An 18,586-nucleotide genomic window follows, 5' to 3' on the forward strand; every position below is an offset into this window, starting at 1 on the left:
TAAACAAGTGCCTTATTTTATTATAATTTTAGCCGTCTTTTTAATTTTACCATCTAACAAGGTCACAAAATAAACTCCTGATTGTGGTTTATTTTGCAATTTAATATCCTGATCAAAACCACCGTTGTTTTGGAATTTTTCATCAAACAACCTTCTGCCCGAAGTATCATAGACTAAAATTTCAATATCATTAGAAGTCGTACTAATGTATTTTACATTGAAATTTTCATCATTATCCATCGAACTCACTATTAAATCCTTGTTTATTTCTTCATAAGGTACTAAGGTATAGTTCTGCGTACAAATTGTAACCGAAGCAGCATTCAAAAAACCGGTATCATTGGTAAAAATATCACGAATACGCAATGACCACACTCCTTGAGAACTTTCGCCATTAAAATCACCCAAAACACCCAAAGGAGCAACACTTTGCAAAGCGGTATTCCCACAAACTAAATCACCTCCGGCATCGTCAAAATTAATTTTTAAACTACTATCATTAGTTCCACAACCGTTATAAAGCAATTTGACAGCTGTAGCCTGCGGACTCCTTAACTCCATTTGAACATCGGAAAAATAGGTATGCGAAATATCCACATTTACATTGACATCAGAAACAAAAGTATCCGAAGAAGGAACAGTAACATTAATATTAGCAAAATTACCCTGCTCCGGAATAGCATAAGGAAATGATGTTTCAAAATTATAAGTCTGACAATCAGAATCCACCAGATAGCCTATTGCAAATGCTTTACTATTGACTGCGTAAAAAATATTATCTGTTGGTTCAATCAAAATTCTACAAAATCGGGAAGAAACATTAGGAACAGTAATCGTTTCGGATCCATCATTAGCAACATTAGAAGCCAAAACGGTAGAAAAAGTAACCCCATTATCCGTAGAAAGTTTGATATTTACCCTGGAAGCACCCGCTAATGAACTAGTCCCATTAACATTCCAACTAATCGTTTGATTGGTATCCTGAAACCAGCTTAAATTATCGATATTTTGAGAAGTCACCTCAAATGGTCCTGCCGTACCACTTACATTCACAATCATTTCGTCTGAAACAGTTTGCGCCAATCCTTCGGCAGCATTATCTCTGGCTGTAATCACAAAATTAAGTGTTCGGGCTACATCTGAAACCGACTCCCATCGGCTCCTTAATCTTCCGGCTAAAACATTTTCAAAACTTGGCATATACCTAACCGTTGTACTTACAGGAGGAAGAGATCGAAATAGAGGCCCATTAGTCTTTGTACTCAAAGCAACACTTGCATCACCCTCTGCTGATGTAGCCGAATCATTTTGTTCCCAGGTATAAGTTAAAGCTGTCAATGAGCCTCCCGTTCCTTTTAATACAAAGGCCGTTCCTTTAGGTATCGTATAATCGGCACCGGCATTAACCACAGGTTCACTGGCACTAATGGTTGTAACTATCGGACAGCTCTTTGTTGCTAAATTACCCTGAATTTGACTAATACTCACAAAAGAAAAATAATCATCCGAACGTTGTTCTACATCATAATCGGTTGTAATTCCTGCATAACCCATTATAGTAGAGCCACTTCCAGGTTCTACACTTACTCCACTTCCTTCTATTTTATGAGAAAAAGTATGATTTGCTCCTAATTGATGTCCCATTTCATGAGCTACAAAATCAATATCAAAAGCATCGCCTCTGGGAATATTATTCGAAGGCGAAGTATAGGCACTTCCTTTTCCGGCTTCGCAAACACAGCCTATACAACCGGCATTTCCACCGCCGCCACTATCACCAAACAAATGACCAATATCATAATTTGCGCTACCAATAACAGTTGTTAAATTATTCTGCAATTCCGGCCCCCAAAGCCCTTCAGTATCTTCATCACCCACACCTGCATCTGATGCCGAATAAGGATCAGTAGTAGCATCAGTATAAATAACGAGATTATTATTGGCTACCAAAAGTAATTTTACCGCCAAATCTCTGGTAAAAATACCATTCACTCTGGTCATTGTATTATTCATTGCCGCCAAGGCTATTGCTACAGTAGGACTGGCACTGCCACTATGAAATTTAGCATACTCACCTGTACAGGATAACGCCAATTTTAAAGTTCTGAATTTCTTATCACTCGACACTAATTTAGCAGTTTGATTGCTTATTTTTTGGGTCAATACCAATTCTTCTTCGGTAGTACAACTAAAAGGCAGCTGCTCTTTCAATTTACTTTTAGAATCAAAAACCACATACACATCATTATTTTCGGTGTCTTTTTCAATAAATTCTACCTGATTCCCTTTTCTGCTAATCATGGTTTGCATTCCTAATGGAGACATACTGAAATTTAAAACCGCCGTAGGATCAGTAATACCTTTTCCTGAATACGAACGAATATCGGGATATTTTGCCTGAAGTTCGGCTTCGAAATTAGAATCTTCATGAATGCTAAATTGTTCCAAAACCCCTTGAGCATTCGGAACAGTAATTTGCATCGAAGTTTTTGAAAGCGCTTTGTCCTGTAGTTGCTTAAGTTTCGCTTTTAAAACCGCTTCGTCAAGCTGAAATAAAACAACATCTTTAGGTTCTAATTTTCCTAACAATTTAGCTGTAGTCATAGTTGCTGAAGAATTGATTCTTTTCCAGGGTTCCTTATCCTGAGCATGAACAACCGAAATCCACAATAAAAGAAACACCAATAGACTATTTATTTTCATGACTAGCTAATATTTAAGTCTCAAAAATAAAGCATTTTAATCAAAAATTATTCAACAAATTGGTTTTAATTAAAGTCCTAAAACCAATTGATTTTATTGCATATTATTTGCTATTTTGTTAGAATCAACCCAAATACTTCAAAAAATAGATTAGCCATACCTTAAAATTCAAATTAGATAACATAAATTTGCACTACTATAAAATAATTGCTTTGAAGATTTTTCATTCTATAAAAGATTTCAGTTCCCCAAAAAAAACCATCCTTACTTTAGGCACCTTTGACGGGGTTCATATTGGACATAAAAAAATACTGGAAAAAGTAATTCAAAACACTCTGGACGAAAAATACGAAAGCACTGTTTTAACCTTTTTCCCGCATCCCAGAATGATTTTACAGGAACGTTCAGAAATAAAATTACTCAATACTATTTCTGAAAAAGTAAATTTACTGGAACAATTAGGAATACAAAACCTTGTTATCCATCCTTTTGACGAAAGTTTTTCAAGATTAACCGCCGAAGATTTTGTAAAAACAGTATTGGTTGAACAATTTAAAATTCACAAAATAATCATTGGTTACGACCACCGTTTTGGAAGAAACAGAACCGCTGACATCAACAATTTGATTGAATTTGGTAAAAAATACAACTTTGAAGTAGAACAAATATCGGCACAGGAAATTAACGACATCTCGGTAAGTTCGACTAAAATAAGAAACGCCATTCAGGAAGGAAATATGCTTTTGGCTAACAAATACCTGGGCTATGAATATATTTTAACCGGAACAGTCAGCAAAGGAAAACAACTGGGAAGAACCATTGGTTTTCCAACAGCCAATTTAAAGATTGACGAAGATTACAAATTGATTCCCTCCAAAGGAGTTTATATCGTAAGTAGCCTAATCAACCAACAAAAAGTATATGGCATGATGAATATAGGCCATAATCCTACTGTTGACGGCAAACATCTGTCGGTAGAAGTCCACTACCTTGACTTTGAAGACAATTTGTATGACCAAAAAATTAGCGTTTCGATTCTAAAACGCATTCGGGGAGAAGAAAAATTTGATTCCATAAGCTTACTGAAAGAACAAATTGAGAAAGATAAAATCCAAACACTTTCTTATATCAAAGAACTGCAAACCAAATAAAAAAACCTGAATTTTATTAAATAAACTCCTGTTTTTTACGTAAATTTGATAGACAATACCCTGTATATCAAACAATTATTTTTTAACCTTAAAAAATCAAGCGTATGAAACTGCCAAAAGAATTATACAACGGAGTTATTATTTTTATAGGTATTGCTCTTTATTTTGTATTAATGGAGGTTTTACACCTTTCTAATCAATTTTTTTTAAGACTTTTTAATATCGTATTTATCTATTACGGTGTCAATAAAACCTTAAAATCTAATTTTGTTGAAGGAAAAACCGACTTTGCTGACAATGCTATTTCGGCATTACTAACTGCATTAACAGGTGTGCTTTTAAGCATAATGGGCTTAGTAGCCTATATCTATTCTAAAGGAGGAGATTCTTATATTCAAACATTATCCGAATCATTATTGTTTGTAGGAAGCCCTTCTGTAATGACTTATAACATTTCTCTACTTTTTGAAGGAATCGTTTCGGCGGTGATTGTAACGTTTTCTTTAATGTTATATTGGAAGAAAAAATATCCGTCAGACTAAAATTGTAACCCAAATTCAGCATTAAAACGTGCTGAATTTATAAAACAAACATAATCAATGTTATAATTTTAATACAACCAAAATGAAACCACCACCTAAAGAAATCACCAACGGGTTTATTATTTTCATAACTATCAGCATTTACTTTTTGCTTATGGAAGCATTCGGTCTGGCCGACTTATTTTATTTGCGCTTATTAAACATCTGTTTTGTGTTTTACGGAGTCAACAGAACCATTCAAATGAACCTTCAGGAAGGCAAGAATCAATTTGTTTCAAATGCTGTTTCTGCCATATCTACCTCAGTAGTTGGGGTTATTTTAAGCATCATCGGACTTGTTATTTACAGTTATTTACAAGGCGGAGATGCCTTTGTGCAATCTTTATCGGCAACATTTCTCTTTGGGGGCAACCCTTCAATTGATGCCTATTCTATATCCTTATTGTTTGAAGGAATCGCTTCATCAATAATTGTCACTCTTTTATTAATGCTGTATTGGAACAATCGATTTTTAACCGATTAATTCCTTTTCAAACAAGATATTCAAATTTAAAATTTTCTGCCACGACCTAAGCTATAGCCAATAGACAAATAGGCGAAGCAATTACACGAATCATTAAAACAGATTGGAATTCGTGTCATTCAATTTCAATTTTGATAAGAATAAGCAACAATTAGTGTAATCTGTGTCCAACTTTTTAAAACGAATACGCTGCTTTTTAAAGCTATTGCATTGCCATTTTGAACAATTTGACTACTTTTGAGCCATCAAAAAAACAATACAATGAGTATTACAAAACACGATTGGACAAAAGAAGAAATTATCGCCATATATAATAAACCTATGATGGATTTGCTATTTGAAGCAGCATCTATTCATAGAGAACACCACGACCCAAATGTGGTTCAGGTATCTACTTTATTATCTATAAAAACAGGAGGTTGTCCGGAAGATTGTGGCTACTGCCCTCAGGCGGCTCGTTACCACACTGGTGTTGAAGGAAACGATTTAATGTCAGTTAATCAGGTAAAAGCACAGGCTTTACGCGCTAAAGAATCGGGTTCATCCCGTGTATGTATGGGAGCAGCCTGGAGAAACGTAAAAGACGGCCCTGAATTTGATCAGGTTTTAGAAATGGTTCGTACCATTAATAAACTGGATATGGAAGTTTGTTGTACACTGGGTATGATTACCGAAAACCAAGCACAACGTCTGGCCGAAGCCGGACTTTATGCTTACAACCATAACCTTGATACTTCTGAAGAATATTACAAAGAAGTAATTTCGACAAGAGGATTTGAAGATCGTTTAGAAACTATAGAAAATGTTCGCAAAACCAATGTTACTGTTTGTAGCGGAGGAATTATCGGAATGGGCGAAAGTATTGAAGACCGTGCAGGCATGCTCGTTGCACTTTCTACCTTAAACCCACAACCGGAATCGGTGCCAATTAATGCATTAGTTGCTGTTGAAGGAACTCCGATGGAAGAAGAAAAACCGGTTGAAATTTGGGAAATGATTCGTATGGTAGCTACTACTCGTATTGTAATGCCGGAAACTCAGGTACGTTTATCAGCAGGAAGAACGAATATGAGTCGCGAAGGACAAGCTATGTGCTTTTTTGCAGGAGCCAATTCAATCTTTGCTGGTGACAAATTACTAACAACTCCTAATCCTGATGTTAACGAAGACATGAAAATGTTTGAAATGTTAGGTTTGAATCCTCAAAAACCATTTACTAAGGTTTCCCAACCAAAAACAGTTGAAGCCGCCGATTCTCAATTTGCTCCTCTGGGCGAAAAACCAAAATGGTCGCGTCCAGGACACACAATTGAGCGTAACGTAGAAGCATCTATTAAAGGAAAATAAATTCTTTTTAAAACATAAAAAATCCATTAGACTCAAAAAATCTAATGGATTTTTTATTTAAACCGGAATCTTAATAGATTATTTTTTTAGAGGCTTTTTTACCATTCGCTAATACTACCTGAATAATTAAAGCCGGATGAGCAACTGATAAATTACTAATTGTTGTACCTACTGCATCAACAGCCATATCTGAATACACTAATTCGCCTGAAAAATCATAAATATAAATAGCATCAATTATCTCTGTGGCAGAATTAATTTTGATTACTTTATCATTTGTTGAAATCAACACCCCTTCTACCTCAACGGCTGTTGTATCTTCAATTGCAGCATTTTTATCCAGATAGCGCAAAACAAATCGGTCTTTAAAAATTCCTTTTTCGGTAGTAAAAGAATAAGGTTCTTTCAAATCATGCAGTATTTGCAATAATTTATCTTCCAAAAATACCTTTTGCGAAGCCAAAATACCATCAGCATGATCAATGCTTATTTTAAAATCACCCACAATAGTTGTTTTATAACCCAAAACAATACTATCCTGTTTTTGAAAAGGCAAAGCACGACCTTGAATCGATAAATTTGTCCCTTGATTGATACTATAAAAATCCAAATATTGATTTCCATCATAACTCATGCCATCAAAACGTCCTTCGTAACCATTAGTCGCTCCGGTTATGTAACCAATTAATGTTTGTTTAAAAGCGCCTTGGGCATTAGACAAATTCAACCACAAACGATTTTTATCTACCGAATTAGTAGATTTTGAAGTTCTTCCTAATTTAAAAAACTGCGAATTATCCCTTACTTCATCATACTCTTGTCCATCATCCATAAGCTCACCATCCAAAAGACGCATGGCATTATTAAAAACTATTTCACCTCCTGCAGTACTTGCCTGAGCAAAAAAACCTTGGGCAGCAGCAATATTTCCTGATGGAACACTTAGATTATTATTATCATTAGGGTCATTTTCATCATCATCTTGGATGGCGGCATGAGTTGCCACACCTCCAGTAAGATTATAAGTTGCATAATCATTGGCCGTATAATTATAAATAGCGTTTCCATCAACTTTTATGCTTGGTGGCGAATTATGTGTCCAGAAATAAAGAGTCCCTTCTAACTGAGTAGCATTTTCAGTCAAAAAAGCGTCGGCACTCATAGCCGAAGGATATGGATTCCCTAAAAGATAAACCAGACCTCCGCTTAGTTCTTTTTTTATTTCTCCGTTATTGGGTTTTCCGTCAAATTTAGGCTTATCATCAACCGCAGGGTCAGTTATGCTAAAGCTTTGCGGTGCTCTAATAATATAACCTTCTCCTGGCATCATTTCTTTATTGCCATTATAATGAATTTGCCAACCTGAACCGGGATTAAAGCTATAATATTTATCATAAAGTGTATTAGGAGAGAGATTTTTCAAAGTTTGTCCTTCAACCGGCGAAGACCAATAGGTAAAATCATATCTTTTGACCGGTTTTGTATGACGTTCATAAATAATCTTTCCTTCATTCTCACTATCATCATTCATTTGAACCAAACTCGCATTATTTTCAAAAGTTAGCGAGCCATTAGCATCAACTTTTAATTCGTTTCTTAATTTTAAATAGCGTCCCGTTTTAAAAGTAACATGAGCTCCTGAATTCACTTCACAGGAACAGGCTTCGATATCTGTATTTTCATCTAAATTTTCTGAATCATCATTATAACTTTCTGCAAAAATCACTTTATTCTCCGGAGTAGGAACACCATCCCAACAGCCATTCCAGGTTATTGCAGGCGGTGGATTATTAATACCTACAGAAGTTATATCAGAAACCGTTAGAGAACTGCAAATCCCATTAGAAACAACAAAATTGTAGTTTCCAGAATCAAGTCCGGTTATTGTTTGAGGGTTTTCAATTATTGGATAACTGGCACTTGAAATACCTGTTTGATAAATTGTTCCGCCAATTATCAAATTATTCAAAACAACAGTCCCTTTAGGCACAGCACAACTGGGATGTGTAGTAATAGCAACTGTTGGTATTTCAGCTCTGTCAAAAGTAATAGCCGCATTGACAACACTTATACAATCTACCGATTTAAGTTCAGTTATTGTAATTGTACTTGAACCCGCAGTAGGCAAACCGACAACATCAATAATCCCCGTCCCTGCCACTTCAACCACCATAGTAGCAGTAAGCCCTATAGCCGAAGGAGCACTTCTATTATAAGTTACTGTATAAGTTCCTATAGGTAAATTTCCCGTCAACTGTATAGCCGATGTCTGAACACAAGCAGCATCAGCACTAAGATTTGAAATACTATAAGTAGGACAGGTATAATCAACTTTGATTTGGCCGTTTCCTCCGTTTCCTCCATTGCTTGCCACAATATATCCGTCAATAAGTCCTCCAACAACACCATTTACAACACCTACACCTACAGCTCCACCTCCACCACCACTTGGAAAACTTCCTGAGGTACCTGGATTATTAGGAGATAATAATAAATCAATCACATTTTGTGAGTTACCAGCACCTCCACCACCTCCATTAGTTACAGCTGCTCCTCCATTTTTACCCGAAGCATTATTACCATTTGAAGCTGTTCCAGCACTGCTTCCGCCTCCTCCACTTATATTAGCTTCTATAACCAACGGAATAAGTGAAGCTCCTAGAAGATAAGCGTTAGCTCCATTGCCCCCTCTATAATCACCAGCTACTCCTGTTGCTATTCCTCCAACACCACCACTACCATACTGTATCAATGCAGTTCCTCCCTGACCTCCTCCTCCTCCATTAGCGAAAATAGTAGAAAAAATAGTGCTTCCTCCTGCAGAGCCATTAATACTGGTCGATGTCCCTCCTAATCCACCTGATCCTACTGTATAAGGAACAATAATATTATCTTTATGCGTACCCACAGTTACTGTTCCTCCTTTAAATGCACCACCGCCACCACCACCTGCAGCAGATAACGTATTATTAGACCCACCACCGCCACCGCCAGCTCCCCAACATTGAACAGACAAACTAGTAACACCCGCAGGCACTTCTAATTCACCTGAAGTGGTTAAAGTTTTTGTAGTTTGCCCATAATTAGAAAAGGAAGTTGCCAGACAAGTTAGCATTAGAAAGCCGAGCACTTTAATGGTTTTTATTGGCACAGCCAATGCAAAGTAATTTATATTCATAGCCCCCATTTTAAAAATTAAACAGTTGCCCGATATGACAATACCGAGTAAACAATAATTTTTTAGGGGGTCTAAAAATCGAAATAAAAGTATTAAAAAAAATCGTTAAAAAGAAGTATTTTCTGTCAAAATACATTTTTTAACAATTAAACAAAGTGAAGAACTACATTTATAAAACTTTTAAATCCGTAAGAAAAACTAATCCACAAGCTTTTAAACTCTGTAAAACCTTGAAGACATTAGAAAATAAAAAAATCCCGAATGTTTTAGCAATCGGGATTGTTGTATAAGAAATTAAGAAAATTACATTAATAGATTATTTTTGTTGAAGTTGTTTTACCATTTTCAAGAACCAAACTTACTAAAAGAACTTGCTGACCCGACAGTAAATTTTGTATCACAACATCATTGGCAGACACATTTTCTTTCTGATAAATTATTTTTCCTGAAATATCATAAATAATGATTTTTGAAATCAAATCTTCTGATGAACTTACTGTAATTTGGTTTTCCTGTACTGAAACCGCTACTGTTCCATCAACTTCCGGAGTTACTACCTCAGGAGTTTCAACTACTGGCTCAACAGCATTTTTATCTACATAACGCAATACAAAACGATTTTTAAATGTTCCTTTTGCAGTACTGAAAGTATAAGCTCCTTTTTTAAGATCATGAAGTATATTTAAATCTTTATCTTCTAAAAAAACATTCTGTGAAGACATTACACCATCAGTATGATCGATGCTAATTTGGAATTCACCTATTATTGTCGATTTATACCCTAAAGCTACACTATCTTGTTTAACAAAAGGCAAAGGACGTCCTTGAATAGTTAAATTCACATTATTATTAACGCTGTAAAAATCAACAAATTGATTTCCATCATAACTCATTCCATCAAAACCACGATCATAATCATTAGTTGCTCCGCTAATATAACCAATTAAGGTTTGTTTAAAAGCACCTTCTTTGTTAGTTAAATTCAACCAAATACGGCTTTTTTCGGTTGTTGTAATCTTTGAAGTAGCTTTAGATGTGGTACTTAATTTGTAAAACTGTGAATTATCATAATTAGACTGTCCTTCTGTATATCTCATAGCATTATTAAATACTACTGCTCCTCCCGCAGCAGTTGCCGGAGCAAAAAATCCCTGACCTGCAGCAATTTTTCCTGAAGCAAGATTAACGCCACCTGTTTTATTATAAGTAACATAATCGTTTGTGGTGTAATTATAAATTGCATCCCCCGCAATATCTTTACTCGGTGATGTATTATGAGTCCAGAAGTAAAGTGTTCCTTCTAATGAAGTTGAATTTGCGGCTATAAACGCATCCGCATCAATTGCGGATGGATAAGGATTCCCTAAAAGATGTACTCTGTTTCCTGCTAACGATGGTAAAGTAACCACACCATTATTAGGAACACCGACAAACACCGGATTAGTATCAATTGCAGGCACAGTAATACTAAATGTCTGAGGGGCTCTAATAATATAACCATTCCCCTTAAGCATTGTAGCTGTTCCATTGTATGAAATTACCCAACCTGTATTTGGATTATAACTGTAATATTTATCATAAAGTGTATTAGGAGACAAGGCTTTTAAAGTTTGTCCGGCAACCGGTGAGGACCAATAGGTAAAATCATAGCGCTTTACATAATCAGTATGACGATGGTAACGGATATTTCCAGAGTTTACCACATCATCATTCATTTGAACTAAACTGGCGTTGTTTTCAAAGGTTAATGTTGCATTGGGTTGCACTTCAACACCATTTTCAATTTTTAAAGTACGCCCTGATTTTATAGTAACAGCAGTAGTCCCAGTAACCTGACAAGAACACCCCTCAATATCAACATCGTTTACATTGGTATAATCCGAAGCAAAAACTAATCTTTGATTAATCGTTGGAGTTCCATTAGACCAGGAACCAGTTGACCAGGTATTGGTTTCAGGAGCAACTATAGTAACTGTTACAGTATTCGAAGTACAACTTCCATTAGTAACTGCAAAATAATAAACCCCTGGCAAAAGATTGGTAATTGTTTGACTTCCACCTCCAGTAATCACATAAGAATCATTACTATAACTTCCTGTTCGAGTAACAATTCCTGATGCTGGCAAATTACTCAAAACTACGCTTCCTGTTGGCACTGTACAAGTTGGATTTGTTGGAGTTCCTGCTGTTGGGGTAGAAACAGAAGTCACATTAATTGTTGCTATTGTTGAAATTGCAGTTGAACAAGAGCCACTTTGTACAACAGCTCTATATGTTGTTGTTGTATTCAAATTTGTCACAGTTAATGTTGAAGTGGTATTAACAATTGTAATTCCTGCTGTTGCAAAGTTATCTAATGATGATTCCCATCTTACAACATTGCCAGTATTTCCTGACAATGTTAAAGTAGTACTGTTAGTTCCTGAACAAACTGCTGTACTTGCTGAAACCGTGCCCCCAAATGAAACCGGATTTACAATTACTGTCCAAACATTAGAAGAACTTGTGTAAGTATCACAAGTAACGTCTTTTACCTGACGACGATAATAAGTTGTTTGAGTTAATGTCTGAGTTGGTGTATAGGTAGCTGTATTGCTAACTACAGTAGTTACATTATTTTCAAAAATACTACTAGGGCTATATTGCCATTGGTAAGTATAATTTCCATCTCCACCACTAACTGCTGTTGTACTGCCTATAGTGGTTGATGGTACTGTGTTACTACATATCGTTTCGCCTGTAGTTGCAATAGCTCCTGCATTAAGAACAGGATTGACAGTAACCGTCATTGAAGCACAAGTTGTAGTGTTACAACCACCTTCGTATCTAACATAATATGTTGTAGTTGCAGTTGGCGATACTGTTACACTATTTCCTGAGCCTACTAATGTTCCTCCACAAGAGCCTGAATACCATGTTGCAGTTCCTCCAGTACCTAATGTACCTCCATTTACAGTCAAAGTAGTGGAACTACCTAAACAAATAGTAGAAGTACCTGAAATATTTGTTGGGGCAACTGAAGCTGAACTAATAATAGCTGTAACATCTAATCGAGTAGTACTTTCACAACTATTTAAAGTTTGAGACGCATAATAATGAGTTCCATTAGTCAAAACTGTTGTTGATGCTAAAGCAGAACCACCCGTGGATGCAGAATACCATTTTATTCCAGAACCAGTAGCTGACAAATTTGAAACCGTAGCTCCTGAACAAAATGACTGAGTAGCAGTTCCTGTTGGAGCAGCAGTAGTACTGCTTACTGTAACGGTTACTGCTTTTCTTGAAGTTGAATATGCACTACCACCAGAACCATAAGAAGCTTCAGCATAATAAGTAGTAGTTACTGATGGAGAAGGACTATAAACACTTCCTGAATACAAAAGAGTCCCGCCAGTTTGGGCATTATACCATCTGAATGTAGCTCCTGTAGTTGGCACAACAGATGCCGTCAACGAAACACTATTTGATGCGCAAATAGTAGCTGACGAAGGCGTAACATTTACTACATTATACCCCCCATTTGCCATTACTTCAGAAAAAGTTGGTATTGAATTACCTCCACCAACGCATACAGCCACCTCGGTAGAACCAACATAAAGAGAGTTGTTATTAGAACAATCGCCTTGCAAACCTCCTATACCAACCTGAATAACAGTGTTTGAAAGTAGTCTTAAATCAGATTTTTTATCAAAAACTATAACACCTACAGGAGATGTTGTAACAACAATAGATGTTGTGTTAAGCCCATGACTAATATTTTCTAATAATTTTAACACCCCACTTATTGTAAAAATGCCTATAGAATTAGGAACACTATTCATGGCCGTTATTGTATGCCCAGTCTGGATCAAAACAGCACCAGTTCCTGTATTTTGACCTGGATAAGTAGTTGCAGTCACCCATGTAGAACCATTATAGTATTCCCAACTTGCTGCTGTATTCCAGTCACCCGTTTCGGCAGAACGATAATCCCCTGTTGTCTGTGAAAACCCTTCAATTGAAAAAAGCAGAACAATTAAAAATATAAAAAAAGATTTCTTAGGTAAAATTAGTTTCATAAAAAATATTTATTTGGAGCAGGCAAGCCTTTAAAACTTTAATTTTCAATTCATAAAAAATGAATTACGGGGCAAGATTAAATGTAATTTCTTGTTCCAAAAACTAAAAACGTTCATGTACTTGTTTTCTCGTTGAAGTGCATATTTAACACTTACAAATGCCTTGTAAATAAAGGATTCAGAAGATAATTGACTTTGTTTATTTACAATGTTTGACATCCTAATTTGTATAAAAAAATCCCGACTACTTGCGCAATCGGGATAAAGAATAACAATACTGTTTTTGATAAAATCAATATACAATTTTTGTTGCTATGGTATCTCCGTTTTCTAAAACTACATTAACCAGCAGTAGCTGATGTACCAAATTCAAATTTTGGATTAAAACATCATTAGCTAAAACTTCCTCTTTTTGGTAAATCATTGCTCCACTAACATCATAAATACTGATTTTAGCAATCAATTTTTTAGGCGAACTTACATTTATCATATTATTCAATACCGAAACAACTACTTCTCCGGTCGAAACTGTTTCTTTTGTAATTCCTTTTTTAGACACATTATCATCAATATAACGCATTATAAAACGATTATTAAATACTCCTTTTTCAGTACTAAAAGTGTAAGCCCCTTTTTTAAGATTATGAACTACTTTTAAATCTTTATCTTCCAAAAAGACATTCTGTGAAATTAATATTCCATCAGTATGATCGATACTAATTTGGAAATCCCCCTTAATTGTAGATTTATAACCCAAAAGCACACTGTCTTGTTGCACAAAAGGCAATGCACGTGCCTGAATAGCTAAATTTACTGCATTGTTTACACTATAAAAATCAACAAATGGATTACCGTCATAACTCATTCCATCAAAACCGGTATCGTAATTATTGGTAGCTCCTGCTATATATCCAACAAGTGTTTGTTTAAAAACACCTTCATTATTGGTTAAATTCAGCCAAATACGATTTTTATCTGCAATAGCATTAGTTGTAGCTGTTTTAGAAGTAGTACTTAATTTAAAAAACTGTGAATTATTTGTTCCCGAAACTCCGCCAGAAATTCGCATACCATTGTTAAAAATCAACGTTCCACCAGTAGCACTTGATGGAGCAAAAAAACCTTGACCTGCTGCAATTTTACCTGTTGGTAGAACTCCTCCTGTATTGGCAGCTTTGGCCGTAGAAACACGAGTTCCAACTCCACCCGTTCTGTTGTAAGTTGCATAATCATTAGCACTGTAATTATAAGCTTGAGACCCGGGAGCAACATTAGAGGGTGGTGTATTATGTGTCCAAAAATAAAGGGTTCCTTCTAAAACATTCATATTAGCATCTAAAAAAGCATCTGCGTCAATAGCCGATGGATAAGGATTTCCAAAAAGATACGTTTTATTTGCTAACAAGGATAAATTAAATACACCATTATTGGGAACACCTACAAAAACTGGTGCATAATCAATTGTAGCAGCAGTAATACTGAAACTTTGCGGAGCACGAACAAGGTATCCGTTCCCCGGATCCATTATTTTAGTTCCGTTATAATAAATCACCCAACCCGTATCAGGATTGTAACCATAGTACTTGTCATATAAAGTATTAGGTGATAAATTTTTCAGGGTTTGCCCTGCAACCGGCGAAGACCAATAGGTAAAATCGTACCTTCTTACAGGGGTGGTATAACGCTTATAATTAATATTTCCGGTATTTACAGCAGTATCATTAAGCTGAACCAAACTGGCATTGTTTTCGAAAGTAAGTGAACCACTAACAACATTAACCGCATTAGTCACCTTTAAAGTATGCGTTCCATTGATAATTACATTTGCACCATTGGTAATTTGGCAAGAACAAGCTTCTATATCAGCTATCGAATTAAAATCATCTTCAAAAATAACATCTCTACTACTATCAGGATTTCCATTTAACCAAGTTGTACCATTCCAAGTAGATGTTTCACTTATTATTTGACAATTAGTAGTTGATGATATACAACCCGCCACATTTTTTATAATTACATTATAAGAACCTACAGCTAAACCTGATTTTACATTGCTAGTTTGATAAGTTACTCCATTATCAAAACTATATTCATCGGTTGCGCTTTGCACGGTTACTGTAATGGTTCCTGTATTTATTGAGCATGTTGGCTGAGTAATAGAAGTTACCGGAGTTGTTAATTGTGGTAAAAAAGTAATTTTACGTGTTCTGGTGTAACTTGCTACATTACAATCGGTTCCTGAGGACTGAAAAGTAATATAAACTCGATATTCAGCCGACTCTGCAGGAGTTCCTCCAGTAATAGATAAAGTAGCAGAAGTGGCTCCTGAATAAGCTCCACCATTGATAACATCATCCCAAACTCCTGAAGTCACTGATTTTTTCCACTGATAAGAAACCACATTGGCAGGATAGGAAGTGGTAACTGTATAAGAATAATTTGTTCCAAAACACTGGATTACATTGGTGCCAGTTGAAACATTAGTAATCTCATTTACTGTAAGTGTTGCTACATTAGAAGTCACACTACAATTTCCATTAGAGACAATTACCTGAAATTGTGTTCCATTGGGATGCTGTGTACTTCCTGCATTTAGTATTCGAATTTCATTTGTTGAGGAATTCTCAATATAATTTTCAACGTCTACGATAGTCACAAAGCTAGCATCTAATGGTCTCTTTCGCTGCCAAGTATAAGTCAATCCTGAACCCGAAGCAATTACTTTGAATTTTACCGAAGCACCTTCGCAATCTAATTGATTAACCGGCTGAGTTGTGATAATCGGGAAAGCATTTACCGTTATTGTACCTGTGGCATTGATATTTCCACATCCACCTGATAATGGAATACTATAATTAAAAGTTCCTGATTGAGTGGGTGTTCCACTTATTGTAATTGTATTAGAGGACCATAAAGCCGTTACTCCGGTAGGTAATCCTGTTACTGTTCCTATCCCTGTTGCCCCCGTTGTTGTATGAGTAATATTTGTCATTAGTGTATTTACACAAAGATTAGGAGATGACGAGGCAGCCGTAACACTATTCAGACTTACAGTAAATGCTCCGGAAACAGCAGTCGTAAAAGCAATCCCACAGGAACTATTTATCACACAATAATAGTATGTTGTACCACTAACAGCACTTGAAGGAGTATAAACATTTGATACAGCTCCAGAAATCAAACTCCCCCCTGAATTAGAAGCGGTAGTATTGCTATACCACTGATAAGTCAAACCTGTTCCAAAAGCAGAAACAGAAATTGGTCCAAAACTCCCACCACACACAGTCTGTCCTGCAGTAGATTGAGTATAGGTAGAAGCTGAAACATAAACTGGAATAGGAGCTGAATATTTAGTTCCACAACCACTGGCGCTCGATGTATATTTTACTCTGTACCAAGTTGTAACCGTTAAAGCAGACGGTGTGTAACTACTTGAAGTTGCTCCTGAAATAGGAGTATAAGTTCCTCCTGCTGTTAAACTATATTGCCATTCATAAGTAGGAGAAGGCGCATTTGTAGAAAATGTCAAATTAGAGATGCTTCCCCCCGAACAAATAGTCTGGCTCTGAGGTAGTATTGTTGCAGTGTAAGCGGTATCTGGATTTGAAGTTCCACACCCAAGTGAAGTCCCTGAACAATTAGAAGCACAATTATTACTAGATCCATAGATTTGAGAGGAATTGCCTTGAGTAGTCATAGCTCCAGTGGTATAAAACTGACCCGTAGTTCCTGAAATATCAATATTCCCATTATCAGTTATATAATCTCCATACACTTGCAATAAACCGTTAACTGTAAAATTTCCAGTACTGTTGCTATTTACTATATTACCATATACAATTAAAGTTGCACCTTGCTCTATTGTAATACTCGATTTATTTCCAATTAAAAAATTGTTAGAAGTAGAGCCCAAAGTTCCCAATACTAAAGTAGTACCTGATTTGACCGTTAATGTAAAAATAGAATTTCCACCTATACTTGTAACACCTCCTATTGTGGTAGTCCCGGAAGCAATGGTCAAGCTACCCGACGCATCAACTGCTGAAAAGTCATAATTTGATCCCCCAGGCTGATCGGTTACGTCCTGATTAAAGGTATAGTTTCCTGTACTAATGGTTAAATTTTGATCAAGAGTAAGAGGATTATTAACGGTAACATTTGTGCTGCTGGCAGGAACACCGCTAGGTGCCCATGTGTTAGTTGTTGACCAAATGTAGGCTACTCCTGATGTAGTAGTTTGTCCAGTTATTTTTGTAGAAAAAACAAATAAAAACAGTACCCCAAAAATCACTTTCTTAAATAAAAATAACCTCATAAAACCCAAATGATAAAATTAGACTTAACAAATCAACAATTAAATTAAAACACTTAAAATCAGACACAAAAACAAAATCGTTAACTTACATTATTCATCGCTAATCAGCTATTTTTTACAAATTACGTCAGCTATTTACATTGTAAACCACTATCATAAATAGATTTAAGTACCTTTATGGCTGAGAATTTTAAATTTAATTTGGAATAGTCTAAAATGAAAGACGTATTTACCATCAAAGAAGCCATTCAAAAAATAGAACATTATTGTGCTTATCGGGAAAGGTGTCATCAGGAAGTGGAGCAAAAATTGCGAAACATGAAAATGGATTCAGATGAAATAGACCATATTATTGCCCATCTTATCAACGAAAATTTTCTAAACGAAGAACGTTTTGCCTGTAGTTTTGCCCGAGGAAAACATCGAATCAAACATTGGGGAAAGATCCGAATTACCAATGAATTAAAATTCAGAGGTATCAATCAAACCTTAATTAATATTGCTTTAAAAGAAATTAGTCAAGAAGAATATTATAGCACTTTTGATACTTTGGCAAATAGAAATTGGGAATCCATTATGGAAAAAAATGCTTTGAAGAAAAGAAAGAAATTTTGCGATTTTATGCTTAGACGTGGATTTGAGAGTAATTTGATTTATGATAAAGTTTGCGAATTAGAAAACAATAATACCAAATAATGCAGTATTCAAAAACTATTTTTTGAGAAATAAAAAAGACCAATACCGAAAAAACAGTATTGGTCTTTTTTGT

Annotated in this window: 9 protein-coding genes; 5 read left to right on the forward strand and 4 right to left on the reverse strand. The window is 35.6% G+C overall.

The window, feature by feature from the left end; genetic code table 11:
- Window positions 1-12 precede the first annotated feature (12 nt).
- Window positions 13-2,703 (reverse strand): reprolysin-like metallopeptidase, encoded by a 2,691-nt coding sequence (locus tag FDM27_RS10535; RefSeq protein ID WP_140486321.1) that lies wholly within the window; start codon window positions 2,701-2,703, stop codon window positions 13-15.
- A 212-nt stretch (window positions 2,704-2,915) separates the two neighbouring features.
- On the opposite strand from FDM27_RS10535, the gene FDM27_RS10540 reads away from it, so the two are divergent.
- The 4 genes from FDM27_RS10540 (at window position 2,916) to bioB (ending at window position 6,266) form a co-directional block, all read left to right on the forward strand.
- Window positions 2,916-3,854 carry a bifunctional riboflavin kinase/FAD synthetase gene (locus FDM27_RS10540; protein WP_140486323.1) on the forward strand — a complete coding sequence of 313 codons (939 nt, stop codon included), beginning with the start codon at window positions 2,916-2,918 and terminating at the stop codon, window positions 3,852-3,854.
- Window positions 3,855-3,958: 104 nt separating this feature from the next.
- Window positions 3,959-4,396, forward strand: a complete 438-nt coding sequence (locus tag FDM27_RS10545) for a hypothetical protein (RefSeq protein WP_071184164.1) — start codon at window positions 3,959-3,961, stop codon at window positions 4,394-4,396.
- 82 nt (window positions 4,397-4,478) lie between these two features.
- Complete coding sequence (locus FDM27_RS10550; RefSeq protein ID WP_071184165.1) at window positions 4,479-4,919, forward strand: hypothetical protein; 441 nt, start codon at window positions 4,479-4,481, stop codon at window positions 4,917-4,919.
- A gap of 261 nt (window positions 4,920-5,180) precedes the next feature.
- Entirely contained in the window at window positions 5,181-6,266 is a 1,086-nt protein-coding gene (gene bioB, locus FDM27_RS10555; protein ID WP_071184166.1) for a biotin synthase BioB, read from the forward strand.
- Window positions 6,267-6,336: 70 nt separating this feature from the next.
- On the opposite strand, the gene FDM27_RS10560 is transcribed toward bioB, so the two are convergent.
- From FDM27_RS10560 to FDM27_RS10570, 3 genes are all read right to left on the reverse strand, one after another.
- On the reverse strand, window positions 6,337-9,444 hold the full coding sequence (locus FDM27_RS10560) for a glycine-rich domain-containing protein (protein ID WP_140486326.1): 3,108 nt from the start codon (window positions 9,442-9,444) through the stop codon (window positions 6,337-6,339).
- 308 nt (window positions 9,445-9,752) lie between these two features.
- The gene (locus tag FDM27_RS10565) at window positions 9,753-13,502 is read right to left on the reverse strand and encodes a T9SS sorting signal type C domain-containing protein (RefSeq protein WP_140486328.1); all 3,750 of its coding nucleotides are present in this window, start codon (window positions 13,500-13,502) and stop codon (window positions 9,753-9,755) included.
- Window positions 13,503-13,794: 292 nt separating this feature from the next.
- A complete protein-coding gene (locus FDM27_RS10570) occupies window positions 13,795-17,817 on the reverse strand; it encodes a beta strand repeat-containing protein (protein WP_140486330.1) in 4,023 nt (1,340 codons plus the stop codon).
- A gap of 216 nt (window positions 17,818-18,033) precedes the next feature.
- On the opposite strand from FDM27_RS10570, the gene FDM27_RS10575 reads away from it, so the two are divergent.
- Window positions 18,034-18,513, forward strand: a complete 480-nt coding sequence (locus FDM27_RS10575; protein ID WP_140486332.1) for a regulatory protein RecX — start codon at window positions 18,034-18,036, stop codon at window positions 18,511-18,513.
- Window positions 18,514-18,586 lie beyond the last annotated feature (73 nt).

The sequence above is a fragment of the Flavobacterium sp. GSA192 genome, assembly GCF_006386525.1.
In the GTDB taxonomy this organism is placed as follows: Bacteria; Bacteroidota; Bacteroidia; order Flavobacteriales; family Flavobacteriaceae; genus Flavobacterium; species Flavobacterium commune.